Genomic DNA, 19,133 nt, shown 5'->3' on the forward strand with positions numbered 1-19,133 from the left:
TAATTGATTATGTAGCTTATCCTAGCATATTTTTTAATCGTGAACAGGTTCTTAGGATTTATCGCAAATTGGGCGCCTTGGATAGCGTGCATTATTTTGGTGGGGCTTGGTGGAAAAATGCTGTATGAAGCCTTATCTGGCGATGATGAAGATGCTGCATCACAAGATTCCACCCCGCACAATATTGCTTTAGATATCGCCAATGATGCCAATGTTGTCATCACCCATAAAACCATGACTACTTTAGCGATTGCAACCAGTATTGATGCAATGGCAGCCGGATTTACCTTAAATTTAATCCCAGTCAATCCTTATGTATCCTGTGCAGTAATTGCCGTGGTAACAGGCATTTTTAGCTTTATAGGCGTATTTATGGGCAAGCAATCAGGCACGTGGCTAGAGAGTAAAGCTGAAATTTTTGGTGGGCTAGTATTAATCGGTATTGGCATCAAAATGGTAATTTAATAGACCAGCTTTTTTGTCTTTGATTTTAATGGTTCAAATAAAAAAGACTTTCATTAATTTGAAAGTCTTTTTTTATTTTAAGCTAACTTAATCGAAAGATTAACGCTTAATACGATACCAGGCATCACGTGCTGCTAGGCGAGCTTGGTCCCAAGTCAAACGTGAGCTACCTTTGAATTGTTCCCAATCATTGCGTAAGTCATTTTCAACACTTTCAAACTCATTAGCAGTATTGAAATGATGACGTGCACGGTAACCATAATCATACGCTGAGCGATAGTCGGTATCGTAATCATAGCCTTGGCTATAGTAAGTCGTCGTATTGTAGTTATTACGCCAGTAGGTATCTTCTTCTGTATTACCTTCAAGCGTATTTGCTACGGCATTACCTGTGGCTGCACCTGCTACAGCACCAATGGCACCGCCAACCAATGAACCTACTGGACCACCTACCGCACCAATCGCTGCGCCTGTAGCAGCACCGGCTGCCATACCTGTACCACTGGCAACAGGGTTAGCTTCTTTACGCTGTTCGCCTGCTTCAGTTGGATTGACTGCTTCACCGACTTCATGACCTGCTGCCCCGCCAGCTACAGCGCCAATCGCGCCACCCACTAAGGTACCGACAGGACCCGCTACTGAACCAACGGCTGCACCGGCTGCGGCGCCACCTAGTGCCCCAGAACCACTGGCAACTGGGTGAGGTTTTTCGTAAGCATCTTCAGCGGTGGTAGGATTGACTGCTTCACCGACTTCATGACCTGCCGCGCTACCTGCTACCGCGCCGATAGCGCCACCCACTAAGGTACCAACAGGACCGGCTACTGAACCAACGGCTGCACCTGCTGCGGCACCACCTAATGCACCTGTACCAGTAGCAACAGGATGACCTTTTTCTTCACCTTCTGCATAGCCATCCACCGTACGAAGACGTGGTGAATATTCCTGACCAGCAATACGCGCGTCTGTTCTATCCCAACCATCACGAATGGCTTCTTTGGCATCTTCCCATGCAAGACGTGAATTACCTTTTACTTCATGCCAGCTACGTTCAAGGTCTGATTCAACACTGTCAAACGTTGTACCGGCTGGGTATTTTGCACGATTGGCATAACCGACGGCATAAGCTGGTTGATAGTCAGTGGTATAATCATAACCATCTTTATAGTAGGTTGTTTGTGAATAGGTATCGTTCCAATAAGTATCTTCGATAGTTGGATCAATCGCTTCACCTGCGGCATGACCTGCAGCACCACCAGCGATTGCACCAATTGCGCCGCCGATTAACATACCTAATGGACCACCAATAGCACCGATAGCTGCACCTGCAGCAGCACCACCCATACCGCCTACTGCGGTACCGATTGGATGTGAGCCTGGTTCACCAGTGATAGGGTCGCGGTTTAAGTCTGAATTATTAATATTATCTACCATGATTGTATCCTCATTTGAAGTTTTTTTATCCAAGCCATACTAGTATTTAGAAAAAATTTTTAATACGGCTGTTATTTTTATTGTCGAAAAACGATTAAACGTGACGTTAAATTAAAATCAATTTTTCGTAAAACCGTTTCCGGTTATTACTGTTTCATAATAATAAATTTTTGCGTCTAATCTGTAGCAGTATGAGCAATTTTTTCGTAGAGTTTGGTAAACCTAAAGCCTATTAGATGATGTTTGTGTAACAAAGATAATCAATTGGTGAAAGAGATACAAAAAAACGCAAGTAAAGACTGTTTATCAGAGAAATTTTTTAAGAAAAATTTTTACTCAAAACATTCATGTAGCTATTTTTCACCCTATAAAAATCAGCAAATAAAGCCGTTAATTGGTACAATACCCATAAATTTTTGAAACCTGTTAGCATCGGTTCAGTTAAGCTATTTACCTAAATTTAAAGAGGCTTGTATGTCAACATCCAACAACTCAATCAAACAAGACCGTATTTTGGTATTGGATTATGGTTCACAGTACAGTCAACTGATTGCGCGCCGCGTGCGTGAAGCAGGGGTATTCTGTGAAATGTACCCATACGATATTGACGCACAGCGTATCCGCGACTTTGGTGCAAAAGGGGTTATTTTATCGGGCGGTCCAGAAAGCGTGTATGCAGAAAATAGCCCAAAAATTAATGACGCCGTATTTGATATCAATGTGCCTGTGCTAGGCATTTGCTATGGTATGCAAGCGATGGCAGATCAGTTTGGTGGCAAAATTGAAGCCAGTAGTCACCAAGAGTTTGGCGCTGCTATCATTGAAAAAACCGCTCAAGATAGCTTTTTTAAAGGCATTGAAGATGAGCCCAACAAATTACACGTTTGGATGAGTCATGGCGATAAAGTTGTTGAGTTACCTGCAGGCTTTGAAGTAACTGCGATAACCCCAAGCTGTCCAATTGCTGCGATGGCAAATGAAAGCAAGCATTATTACGGAGTGCAGTTTCATCCAGAAGTGACCCATACGCTGCAAGGTGAAGCATTGATTAGCCGATTTGTGCACCAAATCTGTGGCTGTGCCAATGCGTGGACACCGGATAACATCATTGAGATGCGTGTGGCGCAGTTAAAAGAACAAATTGGTGATGAGCAAGTGTTGTTGGGACTTTCGGGCGGCGTAGATAGCTCGGTGGTAGCCGCACTGCTTCACAAAGCGATTGGCGAGCAGCTAACTTGTGTGTTTGTTGATAATGGTTTGTTACGGCTCCATGAAGGCGACCAAGTGATGCAAATCTTTGCTGAAAACATGGGCGTTAAAGTCATTCGCGTGGATGCTGAGGAACGTTTTTTGACCGCATTAGCCGGCGTTAGCGATCCAGAAGCCAAACGTAAAATCATTGGTAAAACCTTTATCGATGTGTTTGCAGATACCGCACGTGAACTGTCGGGTGAGGGCAAAGGCATTCAATTCTTGGCACAAGGTACCATTTACCCCGATGTCATTGAATCGGCAAAAAGTCACCAAGGCAAAGCACATGTGATCAAGTCGCACCACAATGTCGGTGGCTTGCCAGACGATTTGCAGTTCAAACTTATTGAACCCTTACGTGATTTGTTTAAAGATGAAGTGCGTAAGCTCGGTGTGACATTAGGGCTACCTGAAAAAATGATTTATCGTCATCCTTTCCCAGGTCCAGGTCTAGGCGTGCGTATCTTGGGTGAAGTGAAAAAAGAATATGCCGATATTTTGCGTCAAGCCGATGCCATCTTTATGCAAGAGTTGGAAAAATCTGGTTGGTATGAGAAAACCGCACAAGCGTTTGCGGTGTTCCAACCGGTAAAATCAGTGGGCGTGGTCGGTGATGGTCGCCGCTATGCGTGGGTGATTGCGTTACGGGCGGTTGAAACCATCGACTTTATGACAGCGCGTTTTGCCCATTTGCCGTATGATTTGATTGAAACAGTGTCTAATCGCATCATGAATGAAATCAAAGAAGTATCACGTGTGACCTACGATATCTCAAGTAAGCCACCAGCGACCATTGAATGGGAATAAAGCGACTAAAAAAAGCTAATAAAAAAAGGCGATTGATTATCGCCTTTTTTATGGTTTTAGACCACGACCGATAGTGTTATCGAGTATTGCTTTTACGGATCGCCAAAATAATCATTATCAATAAAATGCTAAAAAACCCCAGTGATAATTCTGGGATACTAAAGCCTAAAAACGTCCAGTCAATCACCGCACACTCGCCAGAACCTTTAAATACTTCTTTCAACACTTGAGCAATCGGCAGCGTATCCATCCAATAGTCCAACCCAGGACCACATGAGGGGACTTGGTCAGGTGGCAGGTGTTGAATCCATACATGGCGAATCGCCACAGCAATTGACCACAAAATGCCGAGCAGCGCGCCAAACATCAACAAAATCTTTGCCCAAGCTTGTTTTGGATTGAGTAAAAAGGCGATAAATGCAAAAATCCCCATCACAATTAAACCCACTCGCTGAAAGATACACAGCGGACACGGGTCTAATTTTACCACCCCTTGCAAATAAAAATAGGCGAAACTCATGCCAATAATACTGGCTAACGTCAATAGTCCTGCCAGTCCCCGATAACTTAACAAGCTGTGGGTCAATGAAGCATCACGCATAAAAAAACCATCAAACAATTTAGTGAAAAAGAATAAGCCAAACCATAGCGCTTAGAATTTTAGAAATTTAACCCTAAAAAATAATCAGTCCAACAATATCTGATTACTAGCACCTGCTAACTAGCGAAATTGACCCACATAGGCATAAAAATCTTGTGTGTCATTCTGCTCGATATCGGCTTGCTCACGCACAGAGTTTTTGGCAAGCTGCTCAAAGTAAGTCATTTGCTCAGGGACCAATCCTTGATGTCTTAAGCGATTGGCATGCATTTGCGCCAGTGACTTACCAAACTGCCAGCTACTATCAAAGCGTTCGGTATCGACTAATACTTGCGCTGACAGGGTATTGTCTGGATTTTGCGCTTTTGCCATCATCGATTGCCACGCATTGCGGTAATCATTGCTACCATAGGTGACATCCATGAGTTCTGATAGCTTACGCATACCTAGCAGATGCTGTAGTAGCCAGTCTTTAAATGCGACTTGCCCAGCTACTGTATCAATCATTAAGTTTGGCTCGCGCCCTTGATTGACGATTTTTTCTTGGTTTTGAGCAAGTAGGGCATCTTCATCGGGCAATAAGTCAGGACTATCTAGCAATAGACAGTACAATGCCAAAATTTCCATAAAACAGGCGGTATTTAAGCTGATACCGATTTCGCTGTACGGATCTAAGTCAATCGCTCGGAGTTCCACATAAGCGATACCGCGCTTGGCTAAGGCATCACTGGGGTTTTCGCCAGGTTGGGTAATTTGTTTGGGTCGAATCGGGCTGTAGTACTCGTTTTCAATCTGCAAAATATGGTCATTGATTTGAATGGGATAGCCGTTGTCGTCATCGAGTCCCAACGCGCTAAAATTAGGATGCGGCGTGTGGATGGCATTACGCAAACCTGCGACATATTCATCGAGACTGTTGTAGCGGATATCTAAATCATCTTGTACACTATTTTGATAACCCAGTTTGCCCATGCGCAGAGAGGTAGCATTGGGTAAATAGTAGGTTGATGCGTTCATTGGCTGTAGCGGATGCTCGCGACCCTTTAAAAAACACGCGCACACGGCAGGACTTGCACCAACCAAGTACAGCACCATACCACTTAGACGTTTGAAGTTACGAATCAGACCCAAGTATTTTTCATTTTTAAATTCAGTTAATGGCTGGGTATCACCTAACTGCTGTTGCCAAGCGGTGAATAAATTATCACCAAATGATAAATTATAATGCAATCCAGCAATGGTCTGCATACGGCGACCATAGCGGATGCCTAGACCGTGACGATATAGGGTTTTTAATCTACCTGAGTTTGAGGTGCCATAGTCGGCCAGCAAAATATCTTCATCGCCCGAAATCATACAAGGCATCGACATCGACCAAAACAGCTCGTCATCGGTCAAAGCATTTTGTACCACAATATGCAAATCACGCAGCATATCAAGTGCTTCTTTCACCGTGGGTTTTGGCTCAGTAATTAGCTCTAACAAGCTTTCGGCATAGTCAGTAGTGATAAAAGGGTGAGTGAGTTTTGAGCCAAGCTTTGCCGGGTGTGGGGTAGTGGCGATATATCCCTCAGGGCTCATACGTAAGCCTTCTTTTTCGATACCCCGTAGCATGCCATGAATGTTTTCAGCGGTCAGCCAAGTAGGTAGCTGCAAAGAAGTACAAGTTTGAGGCGCTTGGGTCATAATTATCCTAGAATTATTTTTAATTGTGTGAAATTATGCCACCAAATTTATACAAACACTATCAAAATATCGTGATGACGAAATTACCAATTGCAATAATCGCCAAACGTAAAAAACCCACAGTAAATACCGTGGGTATGATAAAAACTATCCCATTATTTGATTAAGTGATAATTTTTACCTGAAACTTTTAATCAAAAAAGCATTAAGAGAAATCTAATTCAGTCTCAAACCCTTTTAATTCATGACGCGCCATAGCTAGGTTTGATTTTTGGCGATCAAGTACTAGGTACAAAAATAGGTTTTCATTACGGACTAGCGGACGGATTAAGTGATATTGTTTACTTAATGTGATTAGGATATCTTCGATCTTGTCGTTAAGACCTAATGCTTTAGCAGTTTTACGTTTTGCACGTACCACTTCAGTGTTACCCGCTGCTGCAACTTCAAGGTCGATACCATTACCGGTTGAGGCAAGTGCTAGACCTGATTCGCTGTCAACCAATGCAGCTGCAATGAAACCGTCGATGTTATTGAGTGAGTCTAAAGATAATTTAGCCATGATAAGCTCCTTGATATTATTAAATTAATAATAAAGATTGCTTAATTATCATTGCTTAGCTAACAAACTTAAATCATTAACACATTTAACGTTAAGTAATTAACAAGAATAAATTAATGTCAACCTATAGTAGGGTACTTGATGATAACACTTAGGTGTCACCACGCTGTTGATCACACCATTATTATGGATAAAGGCTAACGATACAAATAAAATCTGATAAACGCTAAAAAAATGTAGATGATTTTGTTCAAAGGTAACAAATACAGGATAAACGCAAATTAAAAGGCCAAACTTAACGGTTACTGGCTATATTTAAGCTAAAGCCTTTTAATCATTCAAATAAACTAGGTAAAAAACCCCAGTAAAATTAGCCAGTAAAGCTAGATAGAAAATGACGAACCACAACCACAAGTCGTGGTGGCGTTTGGATTGTTGACCGTAAAACGCGAGCCTTCTAATCCTTCCACATAATCAATGGTTGAGCCATGTAAATATTGGTAGCTTAAACTATCAACGACCAATGCTACGTCATCGTTGCTAAAGGTAGCATCATCATCGCCCAAGTTTTCTTCAAAATTAAAACCATACGAAAAACCCGAACAGCCACCACCCGTCACATATACGCGTAGCATCAAGTCGTTATTGCCTTCTGAATCACGTAGGCTACGCACTTTTTTAGCAGCATTATCGGTCAAGGTCATGCCATCAACCATACTATCAGTTACGGTATCGCTCATCGGAGTATTCCTTATAAAAACTTTTTTCTTATTATGGGGTGCTTGCTTTATACTATCAAGAATTTTTCCCATTTAATTTTAGTCAAATTTTTTGAGTTTTGAGCCGATTATGATAGAACTAAAAGATGCCAGTACTCGCCGTGATGGGCGGGTATTATTTAAAGATGTTAATTTGCAAATCCATCCAGGTTGGAAAATCGGGTTAACAGGCAACAATGGCACAGGTAAATCCAGTTTTTTTGCGACGCTATTGACCCAAAAGGGCGAAGGCGAATTGGCACTCGACACAGGCAGTCTATCGGTTCCAAACAGTTGGCAAATCGGTCATATGGCGCAAGAGATTGAAAGTACTGACCAATCGGCAATAGATTTTGTGCTCAGTGGCGACAAAGAATACTTTGAGCTGCAAGATAAGATTAACCACCCGGATACCTTGTCAGAAGATGAGCTTGCCCATGTGCACGCCCGCTTTGATGATATCCATGCTTATAGTATCCCTGCAAAAGCGTCCCAAATCATGACAGGACTTGGCTTTAATGTCGCCCAAGAAAGCCAACCTGTGAGTAGTTTTTCAGGGGGCTGGCGTATGCGCCTAAACCTTGCCAAAACATTAATGAGCCGAGCGGATTTATTGTTGCTTGATGAACCGACCAATCACTTGGATTTAGATGCCATCTTGTGGCTTGAAGAATGGCTCAAAGCCTATGACGGCACGCTACTTATGATTTCGCATGACCAAGCGTTTTTGGATAATGTGGTGAGCAATATCTTGCACATTGAAAACCAACAAATGACCCTTTATACAGGCAATTACAGTACCTTTGTGCGTACCCGTAGTGAGCGCTTAGCCCAGCAGCAGCAACAGTTTGAAAAACAACAAGAAACCCGTGCCCACCTTGAAGATTTTATTCGCCGTTTTAAAGCCAAAGCTTCTAAAGCCAAACAAGCGCAAGCCCGTGTCAAACAGCTGGAGCGGATGACCGAGCTAGCGCCTATCATGGCGGACAACCCGTTTCAGTTTCGGTTCAAATCCCCTGTGCAATTAACATCGCCATTATTGGTGCTAGACAATGCCAGTGTGGGTTACAACGGTGTACCACTTATCGAGAATATTCGCCTACAAATTACCCCTGACAGCCGCATCGGTCTGCTAGGGATGAATGGCGCAGGCAAATCAACGGTCATTAAAGGCTTGGTGGGTGAGTTGCCTATCTTGGCTGGGACGCGTAAAGCTGCAGATAGTTTGGTACTGGGGTATTTTAACCAACACCAAATGGATAGCCTCGATGGAGAAGCATCACCTATATTGATGCTGCAGCGTCTCGCAGGCAAAACTTCAGACGCTGATTTACGGGCGTTTTTAGGGAGTTTTGACTTTCGCGGTGACCGCATTGATACCAAAAGCAAGTTGTTCTCTGGCGGTGAGCGGGCAAGACTCACCCTTGCGCTCATCGTATGGCAGCGTCCCAATGTGTTGGTATTAGACGAGCCGACCAACCACCTAGATTTGGAGATGCGGCAAGCATTGAGCATGGCCTTGCAAGAATTTGAAGGGGCGGTCATTCTGGTATCACACGACCGAGAAATGATAGCCAATGTTTGCGATGAGCTATATTTGGTGCATGACGGGCAATGTAACATCTTTGACAATGACATCGCTTATTATAGTCAGTGGTTATCACAGACCCGTAAACAGCAAGCCAAACAAGCGAGCGACAATAAAAAACTCGAAGACAAAAAATTAGCCCACCAAAAAACAGATGTTTCACGTGAAACGTCTAACGTACCCAATGCGTTATCCAAAGAAGAACAACGCAAAAAATCCGCTGAACAGCGTAAACTTACCGCGCCCATCCGTAAAAAAATCGAAAACGAAGAAAAACAACTAGAAAAATTCATGGCGCAGCTAGGTGAGATTGAAGAAAAGCTAGGTGATGCAGGTCTGTATGAGGATAGCCATAAAGCCACCTTACTGAAGCTACTCGATGAACAAACCACGCTAAAAGGACAAATTGAAGCATTCGAAGAAAATGTGATGACTTTGATGATGACACTTGAAGAGATGGAAAATAATTTTAACTAGACAATAAAAAAGACAGCCTAGACTGTCTTTTTTTATTTAATCAAACATTATTTTGCATCAGCAAAATATTTTTGTAAGTCATCATTACCACCGATGTGTTTGCCACCGATAAACACCTGTGGGGTAGTTTCACGACCAGTAATGGCTCGCACTGAGGTAATACTCGCATCTTTACCAAGTACAATTTCTTCAAACTGAAAGCCCTTTTGAGTTAACGTTTCTTTGGCTTTGGCACAATGTGGGCAACCAGGCTTGGTAAAAATTGAGACAGAGGGTTTGTCTTGCCAGTTTGGGTCGATATATTTAATCATAGTATCAGCATCTGATACTTCGTATGGGTCATCACTGCCGCTGTCTTGGGGTTCGTCAAAGATTTTGACAATTTTACCATCATCGACCAGCATCGAATAACGCCATGAACGTTTGCCAAACCCAATTGCTGAGTCATCAATTAAGCGTCCCATCGCTTCAGCAAACTCACCGTTACCATCTGGAATCACGGTCACATTGCTACAGTCTTGGTCTTTGGCCCAAGCATTCATAACAAAGGTATCGTTGACTGAGACACACACGATGTCATCAACGCCTAGTTTGGCAAATTCAGTTGCCAATTCATTGTAGCGCGGTAAATGCAGTGATGAACACGTTGGTGTAAACGCCCCTGGTAAGGCGAATAATACGACTTTTTTGCCTTTAAATAATTCATCCGTAGTAACATCTACCCATTTGCCTTGCTGTTGGGTATGAAAAGTCACGCTTGGCACTTGTTTGCCAATCATATCGCTAAACGCCATGTCCTACTCCTTATTATGGTAAATTGTTATACTACATTTTTTAGTAAATGAGCTATTTGCCTACTCATTATACAAATAAATAAGGTAAAAAACTGTAATCAGCGTTATCAAAAAATTAATTATTTTAATAAGTATTTTAAATCATTATATGTTTTATGATTTATTTTAGATAATTAACTTTGGTAAAAACAGCTGGTTAATTGTTAAAAATTGACAAAATCAGTTATGATAGGGCAGATTTTTTAGATTTTATTCAACAAATTTGATAAGGAAAACCTCATGCCATCATTTGACGTGGTTTCAGAATTACAGTTATTTGAAGTTAAACATGCCGTGCAAAATACCGAGAAAGAAATCGCCACCCGTTTTGACTTTAAAGGCAGTGATATTAAAGTAGAACTCAATGAGAAAGACAAAAAAATCACCATCACCGCAGACAATGAGTTGCAGATGGAAAACGTGTATGCCATGCTTGAGAAAAACATGATAAAACGTGGGGTAGATTTGCAGTCACTCGACCCACAGGATAATCAAGGCTCGGGCAAACAAATGAAAAAGGTGGTCAATCTCAAAGATGGACTTGATGGCGATACCGCCAAAAAAATCAGCAAGGCATTAAAAGAGTCGGATTTGAAAGTATCGGCGGCGATTCAAGGCGATAAAGTACGAGTCAATGATAAGAAAAAAGACACGCTACAGCAAGCGATGGCGTTTTTGAAAGAAAAACAATTTGGTGTGCCACTGCAATTTAATAATTTTAAAGACTAGCACGCAAAAATTAGTACAAAACAACTATCATAAAAAAAGCCCTTGTCTTAAACAGGGCTTTTATTTTTACAGGTTGCTATTAAAGACTTTCTTTTGTACTCGGCAATCTATCGAGTGCGCGTTCATCATATTCCACCGCCATCCGCAGCGCACGAGCAAAGGCTTTAAACGTACTTTCAATTTGGTGATGGCTGTTTTTGCCTTTCAAGTTATCCAAATGAATAGTTATCATGGCATGATTGACAAAGCCATAAAAAAATTCACTGAACAAATCCACATCAAACCCACCAATCATCGCACGAGTAAACGGGATATCCATGTGCAGTCCAGGGCGACCTGAAATATCCACTACCGCACGGCTAAGGCTTTCATCAAGTGGGGCATAAAAATGTCCATAACGCACGATGCCTTTTTTATCGCCAATCGCTTGTTTGAAGGCTTGACCTAGCGTAATACCGACATCTTCGACGCTATGATGGTCGTCAATGTGGGTGTCACCGTTACAGGTAATATCCATGTCAATTAAGCCATGACGTTTGATTTGGTCAAGCATATGGTCAAGAAATGGCACGCCCGTGTCAATGCTGCCTTGACCGGTACCGTCAAGGTTGATAGACACGGTGATTTGGGTTTCAGCGGTATTTCGTGTGACAGTGGCGATACGCGATGGGCGAGTGGTCATGGTTTTCCCTTACAGTTAAAAATCACAGTCTTTTATGTTCAGCATCTTTTTCACGTTGTTTGACAACTTTACGCACTTTATCCCGCGCACGGTCTTGTTTGAGCTTGGATAGATAATCCACAAAAACTTTACCATTTAAGTGGTCAATTTCATGTTGGATACATACGGCAAGTAGGCCTTGTGCTTCTTCAACAAACGGGTTGCCCTGCGCGTCGACAGCCTCAATTCTGACATATTTGGGTCTATCGACTTTGTCATAATACTCTGGCACAGACAAACACCCTTCTTCGTAGCTATATAATTCATCGGCTAACGGGGTCACAATGGGATTAATAAACACCCGAGGCTGGCTGCCATCTTCAGATAAGTCCATCACCACCAATTGAATGTGCTCATCCACTTGTGTCGCCGCCAGACCAATACCTTTGGCGGCATACATGGTTTCAAACATATCATCAATCAAGGTTTTTAGCTCATCATCAAAGTGGGTGACAGGCTTGGCAAGGGTACGAAGCCTCGGATCTGGGTAATTTAAAATGGTACGTAGAGTCATAATCGGTCAACTGTTAATAAGGCAAATAATATGGCAAAAATTCTCTAAAAAAATTGGCATAGGGTAACGCAAACGCTAAAGTTTGGCTACTATAACCTATATATAGGTGCAATCCAATCGCTTCACAATAGCAAATAATCAATGATAATGATTGAGTGATTAAAATCTACCAAAACCAAATCATTTAAAAAAACGATTTAAAGAGAAAATTTATGAAGCCCCAATTATTTTATGCTATGCTAACCAAAATTTACATAGTGCAAATTATGGGTGATTTTGCGACACATAACACAACATTTGGCTATGATTTTTTATAAGTGATGGTAAAGCGTATGCCATTTTAAAGCGTTAAGCCGTTAACCTTGAGTATTGGGCTATGACAAACTATAACACCACGACAATGAAAAAATTATCCTTCGCTTTGTTAGCAACCCTAGGTATGACAGTAACTTCGCTAGCCGCTGCTAATAATCCGCCACCTCGTATCAAAGCCGATGCGCCCAACCGTTATGTGGTAAAAAAAGGTGATACGCTTTGGGATATCTCCGGTAAATTCTTAGAAAGTCCATGGCGCTGGAAAGAAATTTGGGCGACCAATAAACAGATTCGTAATCCGCATCTGATTTATCCAAAAGATGTGATTATCTTATGTGTGATTAAAGGGCAAAAATTGGTCGGTGTAGATACGGGTGAAGGCTGTGCAGGCATTGAAAAAGCCATGAGCGCGCCAGTCACCACAACCACCGTGGTGAGTGCCGCAGGTAGTATCACTGCGATTCCTTTGACTGCCATTGAAACATGGCTTGAGCGCAATATTATCGTATCGCCTGATGACTTTAAAACTACCCCCTATGTGCTTGCTTCAAAAGATAAAAACATTATCACAGGTGTCGGTAACAAAATCTATGCCAAAGGCGTGCCACTCATTGTGGGACAACGCTATGGTGTGTATCGTGAGGGCGAACCGTATGTTGACCCAACCACCCGTAAAGTCATCGGTCTTGAAGTCACCCAAGTTGCCGCAGGTATCGTCACTAGCGTAGCATCAAACGGTGTTTCTAGTATCGAGCTTAAAAAATCGTATGGTCAAGAAGTGCGCGAAGGTGACCGTGTATTTGTCGAAGTCGGTCAGTACTTGCCGCCCGCGTTTTATCCAAAACCTGCCAGCGTTACTCGTGGCGGTCGCGTGATTCGCATTTTAAACTCAATTAGTAGTGCCGGTCGAGATGGGGTGATAGCCATTAATTTGGGCACCAGCCAAGGCGCTGAGCCAGGCGATGTGTTAACGGTTTATCAAAAAGGTGCCTTAGTCTTGGACGACTATTCACCCGTGAAGGGTGGGGCAGTACGGTTGCCAAGTGAGCAAATCGGTCATGTGATGGTATTTAAAGCATTTAACGATATTAGCTACGCTTATGTACTCGATGCTGAATCACCAATTCATGAGCAAGATTTTTTATTGCCTGCGGTCGGCAACTAACGCTTTCGCTTACCTTTGCTTGCTTGCCCTTGCTTATGCTTGATTAGTAAACGATCGTTCAAAAGCCAGTCACCTTGACTGGCTTTGCTGTCTTTAAAGTTTTTATCGTGAGAAAAATTTATAATAGCAAACATTCATAAGCCCTAAACATGCCCAAGGAATATACGTGATGCAGGATTATCAGCCTAACCTAAACCCGGCGCAACAGGCTGCCTTATTGTTATGGCATTTAGTGAACTTATCGGTGCCTGTTTATAATAAGCTTGTAGCGCGCTTTGGTAGCGCTGAACAAGCGATTCAAGCCAAGCTGGCAGATTGGCAAGCGCTGGGCTTGCATGATAATCACCACAAACGCTTTGCTGAGTTTATCAGCGCTAGTCGAACCAGCCAGTTTTTGAATGATACGCTATTAGAACTATCACAAGGGCAGTATGGTGTGGTGTTTGATAATGACCCTTTATATCCGACGCAGTTAAAAAACATCTATGACCCACCCCCTTTGCTATTGTATCAAGGCAACTTATCGGCCTTAAGCCAACCACAATTGGCGATCGTTGGAAGTCGTAAACCTAGCCCACATGCCGAAAAAATTGCCTTTGATATGGCGCAATATTTGGCGCACGAAGGTTTATGGATCACCAGTGGCATGGCAGAAGGCATTGACAAACAAGCACATTTAGGTGCGTTAAGTCTACAGATGACGGGCACACAAGGTGGTACTATTGCAGTACTGGGCAATGGTATTAAACATTGTTACCCAAAAAATCATGCCAGCCTTAAAGCCCATATTATTGCGTCAGGTGGCTGCGTCATTAGTGAATTATTGCCTGATATGCCGAGCAATCGCTACCATTTTCCAAGGCGCAATCGTCTCGTCGCTGGGCTAAGTTTAGCAACTTTGGTTGTAGAAGCTGCTGCAAAAAGCGGCTCGCTTATCACTGCTAGAGAAGCCAACGAGCAAGGCAAACAAGTTTTTGCTATTCCTAGTCATATTGACAACCTCAACGCCAAAGGTTGCCACCAATTGATTCGTGAGGGTGCAACCTTGGTCGATCATCCATCACAAATTTTGGAAGATTTATCAATTTTTAAATCACCGATTGTCAAAACCACTGAGGATAAAACAGCGCCAAAAGTTGCACAGGCAGTGAGCAATAGTACTCAATTACTGTCCGAATCAGCATCAAACACCCAGCCGCACCAAGCGCCATTGGCGATGGATGTGGCGCCGCATTTGCAGACACTACTTAATCAACTCGATTGGGTCGGGCAAGATTTAGACAGCTTGGTCGATAAGACCCGCACCGATATTGCGACACTTATGGGCTGGCTGATCGAGCTTGAGCTCATGGGACTGGTGATGCAACGCGGCGGTCTGTATATGCGCTGCCGACCTTAATTTTGATAAGCAATAAGCAACAAAACTACCAAATAATCGAGGTATATAATGCAATTTAATGACACCCAGCTCGATGCAGTTCAGCAATTTCTACAAGCCGGCAATCTACTGGCTTATCCAACCGAAGCGGTGTGGGGAATCGGCTGTGACCCATTTAACGAAATCGCAGTGAAACAGATTTTAGCGATTAAACAGCGTCCAATCGAAAAAGGCATGATTGTTATCACAGGCGATATCGCCCATATTCAGCCATTCTTACAGCCGTTACCACAGGAGGTAGTCAACACCATTGCGACAAGTTGGCAGTCTAGCGATGCACAAGCCACCACTTGGTTGTTACCGATTCCTGCATCATTGCAAAGAAAAATCCCCGAGTGGGTCACAGGTGGGCGAGATAGCTTAGCCATACGAGTGATTAGCCATCCGATGATTGCCAAACTATGCAATCACATCGCCCACGTAGACAACAATAACCCATTTGGATTTTTGGTATCCACAAGTTGTAACCTATCTGGCTTAACGCCTGCTAATGATTTCGCGGCTGCTTATCATTACTTCGGTGATGCCATCGGTTATTTACTCGGCGACACCCTTGGATTTGTTCGACCTAGCCAGATTTTTGATGCACTAACCCAACAACAAGTACGCGCTTAACGCCTTGTTTTTGGGAATATTTGTAGCGATTTTTATTCCCTAATTTCATAAATACGCAAATTTAGTGTGGATATATATGAAAAACGCCATTTTGACCCGCAAATAATGCGACTCACTCTTGAAATCAAAGGAATTAACCATTATCAAAGCCAATAACTTTAACCGTTTTAACGTGTAACTGTTACCTTGGTGACGGTTACTTTGATAATAGGAGTGATGATTGATGAATTCAGCTGATAATAACCAAAATACGCAACCGCAAAATCAAACTGACGCCGTCTCAACGGAGTTAAAAGATGCCATGGAACAGTTTGAGCCAAGTAACGAGCAAAAAACCATTCCTAGCGACATCAATTTGAGCACCTACGAGCAGCGTATTGCCGAGCTTGAAGGTCAAGTCAAAGAAGCCAAAGAAGCCCATGCCCGTGCCAATGCTGAAGCCTACAATGCGCGCAACCGCATGGAGCAAGAAACCGAAAAAACCAAAAAATTTGCTTTAGAAAAATTTGCCAAAGACCTATTAGACACTGTTGATAACCTTGAACGTGCGATTGAAAGCAGCCAATCTGACAATGATCCTGTGCTTGAAGGCGTCAAACTCACCCACAAATCGCTGATTGCGGTGCTAGAAAAATACGGTGTTAAAGTGGTCAATCCACAAGGCGAAACATTTAATGCCGACCTACATGAAGCCGTGGGTATCGACCCAGAAGCGAGCGCCAACCAAGTCGGTCAAGTACTACAAAAAGGTTATACACTACATGAGCGTTTATTGCGCCCAGCCATGGTTCGCGTTGGCAGCTAGTAGGCAAGCAGTCAACAACGGATTGACTGATTGGTTACAACTGTAGCAAAAAACTTTTGCTAACTGCTTGAAAAAAACCATCGTTAAACCGATATAAAAATACAAGACAACGTGGTGCTCATCACCACTTACCCTCAAAATAAAAATTGGAGAATTTAATCATGGCTAAAATTATTGGTATTGACTTAGGTACAACCAACTCATGTGTTGCAGTGATGGAAGGTGACAAAGTTAAAGTCATCGACAATGCTGAAGGTGCACGCACTACCCCATCTATCGTTGCTTATAAAGATGACGGCGAAATCCTAGTCGGTCAATCAGCCAAACGCCAAGCGGTAACCAACCCACAAAATACCTTATTTGCTATCAAGCGTTTGATTGGTCGTAAGTTTGAAGACAAAGTCGTGCAAAAAGACATCGGCATGGTGCCATACAAAATTGTCAAAGCTGACAATGGCGATGCCTGGGTTGATATCAACAATAAAAAATTAGCACCACCTCAAATTTCTGCTGAAGTTTTGAAAAAAATGAAAAAAACTGCAGAAGATTATCTGGGTGAAAACGTCACCGAAGCGGTAGTAACGGTACCTGCTTATTTTAATGATAGCCAACGTCAAGCCACTAAAGACGCAGGTAAAATCGCCGGTCTTGATGTCAAACGTATCATCAACGAACCTACAGCGGCAGCCTTAGCTTACGGCATGGACAAAAAAGGCGGTGCAGACCGTAAGATTGCGGTTTATGACTTAGGTGGTGGTACTTTCGATATTTCAATCATCGAAATCGCAGACGTTGATGGCGAGCAACAATTTGAAGTGCTTTCAACCAATGGTGACACCTTCTTAGGCGGAGAAGACTTTGACTTGACCTTAATCGACTATTTGGTTGAAGAATTCAAAAAAGAAAACAGTGTGAACCTAAAAGGTGACCCGCTGGCAATGCAGCGCCTAAAAGAGGCAGCAGAGAAAGCAAAAATCGAACTTTCAAGCTCGCAAAGCACCGATATTAACTTACCGTATATCACTGCCGATGCGACAGGTCCAAAACACTTAGTGGTAAACGTAACCCGTGCCAAGTTAGAAAGCTTAACTGAAGCGCTTGTCAACCGTACCATTGAGCCTTGTAAAATCGCACTGAGCGACGCGGGCTTAAAAGCGTCTGATATTGATGACGTTATCTTGGTAGGTGGTCAAAGCCGTATGCCACTGGTGCAACAGCGTGTTCAAGAATTCTTTGGCAAAGAGCCACGTAAAGATGTGAATCCTGACGAAGCCGTAGCGATGGGTGCAGCGATTCAAGGTGCGGTACTGTCTGGTGACAAAACTGACGTACTACTGCTTGACGTAACACCATTAACGCTAGGTATCGAAACCATGGGCGGTGTGTTGACGCCAATCATCGAGAAAAACACCATGATTCCAACCAAGAAATCACAAGTGTTTTCTACAGCGGATGACAACCAACCAGCAGTAACTATTCAGGTCTACCAAGGTGAGCGTAAAATTGCCGCACAAAACAAATTGCTTGGACGTTTCGATTTGACCGATATTCCACCCGCACCGCGTGGCGTACCGCAAATTGAAGTTACCTTTGACATCAACGCTGATGGTATCATGAATATCTCGGCTAAAGACAAAGGTACGGGTAAAGCACAAAGTATCCAAATTAAAGCCGATTCAGGTCTATCAGATACTGAAATTGAGCAGATGATTCGTGATGCTGAAGCCAATGCCGCTGAAGATGCCAAATTTGCTGAACTTGCGCAAGTACGTAACGAAGCAGACGGTCGTATTCATGGCGTACAAAAAGCTATGAAAGATGCGGCTGACAAAATAACCGATAGCGACAAAACTGCAGTAGAAGACGCTATCAAAGCGCTAGAATTGGCTGTCAAAGAAGATAATCTAGATGATATCAAGTCAAAACTTGAAGCCCTAGACAATGCCTTCTTACCTGTTAGTCAAAAAATCTATGCTGACACAGGCGCTACGGCAGAAGCGGGCGATGCACAACCTCAACAAACCAAGCAAGATGATGGGGTCGTTGATGCAGAATTCACCGAAGTAAAAGATGACAATAAATAATCAGTTCACCGATTAAAGCATCGATAAAAATACCGCCGCAAGGCGGTATTTTTTATTTTATTTGAAAATTTTTAAAAAAGGTGTTGACACCCATCCAGATTCACGTATAATACGCCACCACTGAGCGACGAAGAGTTTACAAACAAGTAAAACAAATTACGAAGCTTAGCAAGAATTAAATAAAGCTTGACAGCGTAAAACAAAACGTATTACAATATCAAGCTCACCATATGATAGACGATATCTTTGGTACACTAAATAACAACGAACACAAGAACAACTTGT

At 42.8% G+C, this 19,133-nt stretch carries 16 protein-coding genes and 2 pseudogenes; 9 read left to right on the forward strand and 9 right to left on the reverse strand.

Annotated features, from left to right (window positions below):
* Positions 1 to 99 precede the first annotated feature (99 nt).
* The gene (locus RTL34_RS10715; protein ID WP_237049457.1) at positions 100 to 465 is read left to right on the forward strand and encodes a manganese efflux pump; all 366 of its coding nucleotides are present in this window, start codon (positions 100 to 102) and stop codon (positions 463 to 465) included.
* Between the two features lie 540 nt (positions 466 to 1,005).
* On the opposite strand, the pseudogene RTL34_RS11555 reads toward RTL34_RS10715, so the two are convergent.
* Together RTL34_RS11555 and RTL34_RS11560 are read right to left on the reverse strand one after the other, a co-directional pair.
* Positions 1,006 to 1,368, reverse strand: a pseudogene (locus RTL34_RS11555) (glycine zipper domain-containing protein); the annotation flags it as partial.
* Between the two features lie 66 nt (positions 1,369 to 1,434).
* Positions 1,435 to 1,899: pseudogene (locus tag RTL34_RS11560) on the reverse strand (hypothetical protein); the annotation flags it as partial.
* Between the two features lie 474 nt (positions 1,900 to 2,373).
* Between RTL34_RS11560 and guaA the strand changes: the two are divergent.
* On the forward strand, positions 2,374 to 3,957 hold the full coding sequence (guaA, locus tag RTL34_RS10730) for a glutamine-hydrolyzing GMP synthase (protein ID WP_312116844.1): 1,584 nt from the start codon (positions 2,374 to 2,376) through the stop codon (positions 3,955 to 3,957).
* Between the two features lie 76 nt (positions 3,958 to 4,033).
* On the opposite strand, the gene RTL34_RS10735 is transcribed toward guaA, so the two are convergent.
* The 4 genes from RTL34_RS10735 to erpA form a co-directional block, all read right to left on the reverse strand.
* Positions 4,034 to 4,558, reverse strand: a complete 525-nt coding sequence (locus RTL34_RS10735) for a disulfide bond formation protein B (protein ID WP_065253951.1) — start codon at positions 4,556 to 4,558, stop codon at positions 4,034 to 4,036.
* A gap of 120 nt (positions 4,559 to 4,678) precedes the next feature.
* Positions 4,679 to 6,244 (reverse strand): glutamate--cysteine ligase, encoded by a 1,566-nt coding sequence (gshA, locus tag RTL34_RS10740; protein WP_065253952.1) that lies wholly within the window; start codon positions 6,242 to 6,244, stop codon positions 4,679 to 4,681.
* 205 nt (positions 6,245 to 6,449) lie between these two features.
* Positions 6,450 to 6,806, reverse strand: a complete 357-nt coding sequence (locus RTL34_RS10745; protein ID WP_065253953.1) for a roadblock/LC7 domain-containing protein — start codon at positions 6,804 to 6,806, stop codon at positions 6,450 to 6,452.
* A 383-nt stretch (positions 6,807 to 7,189) separates the two neighbouring features.
* Positions 7,190 to 7,522, reverse strand: coding sequence for an iron-sulfur cluster insertion protein ErpA (gene erpA / locus RTL34_RS10750; protein ID WP_050326059.1), 333 nt, complete (start codon positions 7,520 to 7,522; stop codon positions 7,190 to 7,192).
* A 133-nt stretch (positions 7,523 to 7,655) separates the two neighbouring features.
* Here erpA and RTL34_RS10755 point away from each other — a divergent pair, with 133 nt between their 5' ends.
* Positions 7,656 to 9,629: an ATP-binding cassette domain-containing protein gene (locus RTL34_RS10755; protein ID WP_312116848.1), complete on the forward strand. Its 1,974-nt coding sequence runs from the start codon at positions 7,656 to 7,658 to the stop codon at positions 9,627 to 9,629.
* A 47-nt stretch (positions 9,630 to 9,676) separates the two neighbouring features.
* Here RTL34_RS10755 and RTL34_RS10760 read toward each other — a convergent pair whose 3' ends face one another.
* Positions 9,677 to 10,423: a glutathione peroxidase gene (locus RTL34_RS10760; RefSeq protein WP_312116850.1), complete on the reverse strand. Its 747-nt coding sequence runs from the start codon at positions 10,421 to 10,423 to the stop codon at positions 9,677 to 9,679.
* Between the two features lie 279 nt (positions 10,424 to 10,702).
* Between RTL34_RS10760 and RTL34_RS10765 the strand changes: the two genes are divergently transcribed.
* Positions 10,703 to 11,191 carry a YajQ family cyclic di-GMP-binding protein gene (locus RTL34_RS10765; protein ID WP_036591734.1) on the forward strand — a complete coding sequence of 163 codons (489 nt, stop codon included), beginning with the start codon at positions 10,703 to 10,705 and terminating at the stop codon, positions 11,189 to 11,191.
* Positions 11,192 to 11,270: 79 nt separating this feature from the next.
* Here the strand turns inward: RTL34_RS10765 and hisB are convergent, their stop codons facing one another.
* Together hisB and def are read right to left on the reverse strand one after the other, a co-directional pair.
* Positions 11,271 to 11,873 carry an imidazoleglycerol-phosphate dehydratase HisB gene (gene hisB / locus RTL34_RS10770; protein ID WP_007117432.1) on the reverse strand — a complete coding sequence of 201 codons (603 nt, stop codon included), beginning with the start codon at positions 11,871 to 11,873 and terminating at the stop codon, positions 11,271 to 11,273.
* A 22-nt stretch (positions 11,874 to 11,895) separates the two neighbouring features.
* Positions 11,896 to 12,426 (reverse strand): peptide deformylase, encoded by a 531-nt coding sequence (gene def, locus RTL34_RS10775; protein WP_312116853.1) that lies wholly within the window; start codon positions 12,424 to 12,426, stop codon positions 11,896 to 11,898.
* A 439-nt stretch (positions 12,427 to 12,865) separates the two neighbouring features.
* On the opposite strand from def, the gene RTL34_RS10780 reads away from it, so the two are divergent.
* The 5 genes from RTL34_RS10780 to dnaK all read left to right on the forward strand — a co-directional run bounded on the left by RTL34_RS10780 (position 12,866) and on the right by dnaK (position 18,848).
* Positions 12,866 to 13,906 carry a LysM peptidoglycan-binding domain-containing protein gene (locus tag RTL34_RS10780; RefSeq protein ID WP_312116855.1) on the forward strand — a complete coding sequence of 347 codons (1,041 nt, stop codon included), beginning with the start codon at positions 12,866 to 12,868 and terminating at the stop codon, positions 13,904 to 13,906.
* 169 nt (positions 13,907 to 14,075) lie between these two features.
* Positions 14,076 to 15,305, forward strand: coding sequence for a DNA-processing protein DprA (gene dprA, locus RTL34_RS10785; RefSeq protein ID WP_312116859.1), 1,230 nt, complete (start codon positions 14,076 to 14,078; stop codon positions 15,303 to 15,305).
* A 48-nt stretch (positions 15,306 to 15,353) separates the two neighbouring features.
* Positions 15,354 to 15,959, forward strand: coding sequence for an L-threonylcarbamoyladenylate synthase (locus tag RTL34_RS10790; RefSeq protein ID WP_159373943.1), 606 nt, complete (start codon positions 15,354 to 15,356; stop codon positions 15,957 to 15,959).
* A 223-nt stretch (positions 15,960 to 16,182) separates the two neighbouring features.
* Positions 16,183 to 16,764 carry a nucleotide exchange factor GrpE gene (gene grpE, locus RTL34_RS10795; RefSeq protein ID WP_065253958.1) on the forward strand — a complete coding sequence of 194 codons (582 nt, stop codon included), beginning with the start codon at positions 16,183 to 16,185 and terminating at the stop codon, positions 16,762 to 16,764.
* 161 nt (positions 16,765 to 16,925) lie between these two features.
* Entirely contained in the window at positions 16,926 to 18,848 is a 1,923-nt protein-coding gene (dnaK, locus tag RTL34_RS10800) for a molecular chaperone DnaK (RefSeq protein WP_060994956.1), read from the forward strand.
* The last annotated feature ends 285 nt before the right edge of the window (positions 18,849 to 19,133 follow it).

Origin of the sequence: Moraxella sp. CTOTU47915, assembly GCF_031986685.1 — a bacterium.
In the GTDB taxonomy this organism is placed as follows: Bacteria; Pseudomonadota; Gammaproteobacteria; order Pseudomonadales; family Moraxellaceae; genus Faucicola; species Faucicola tetraodonis.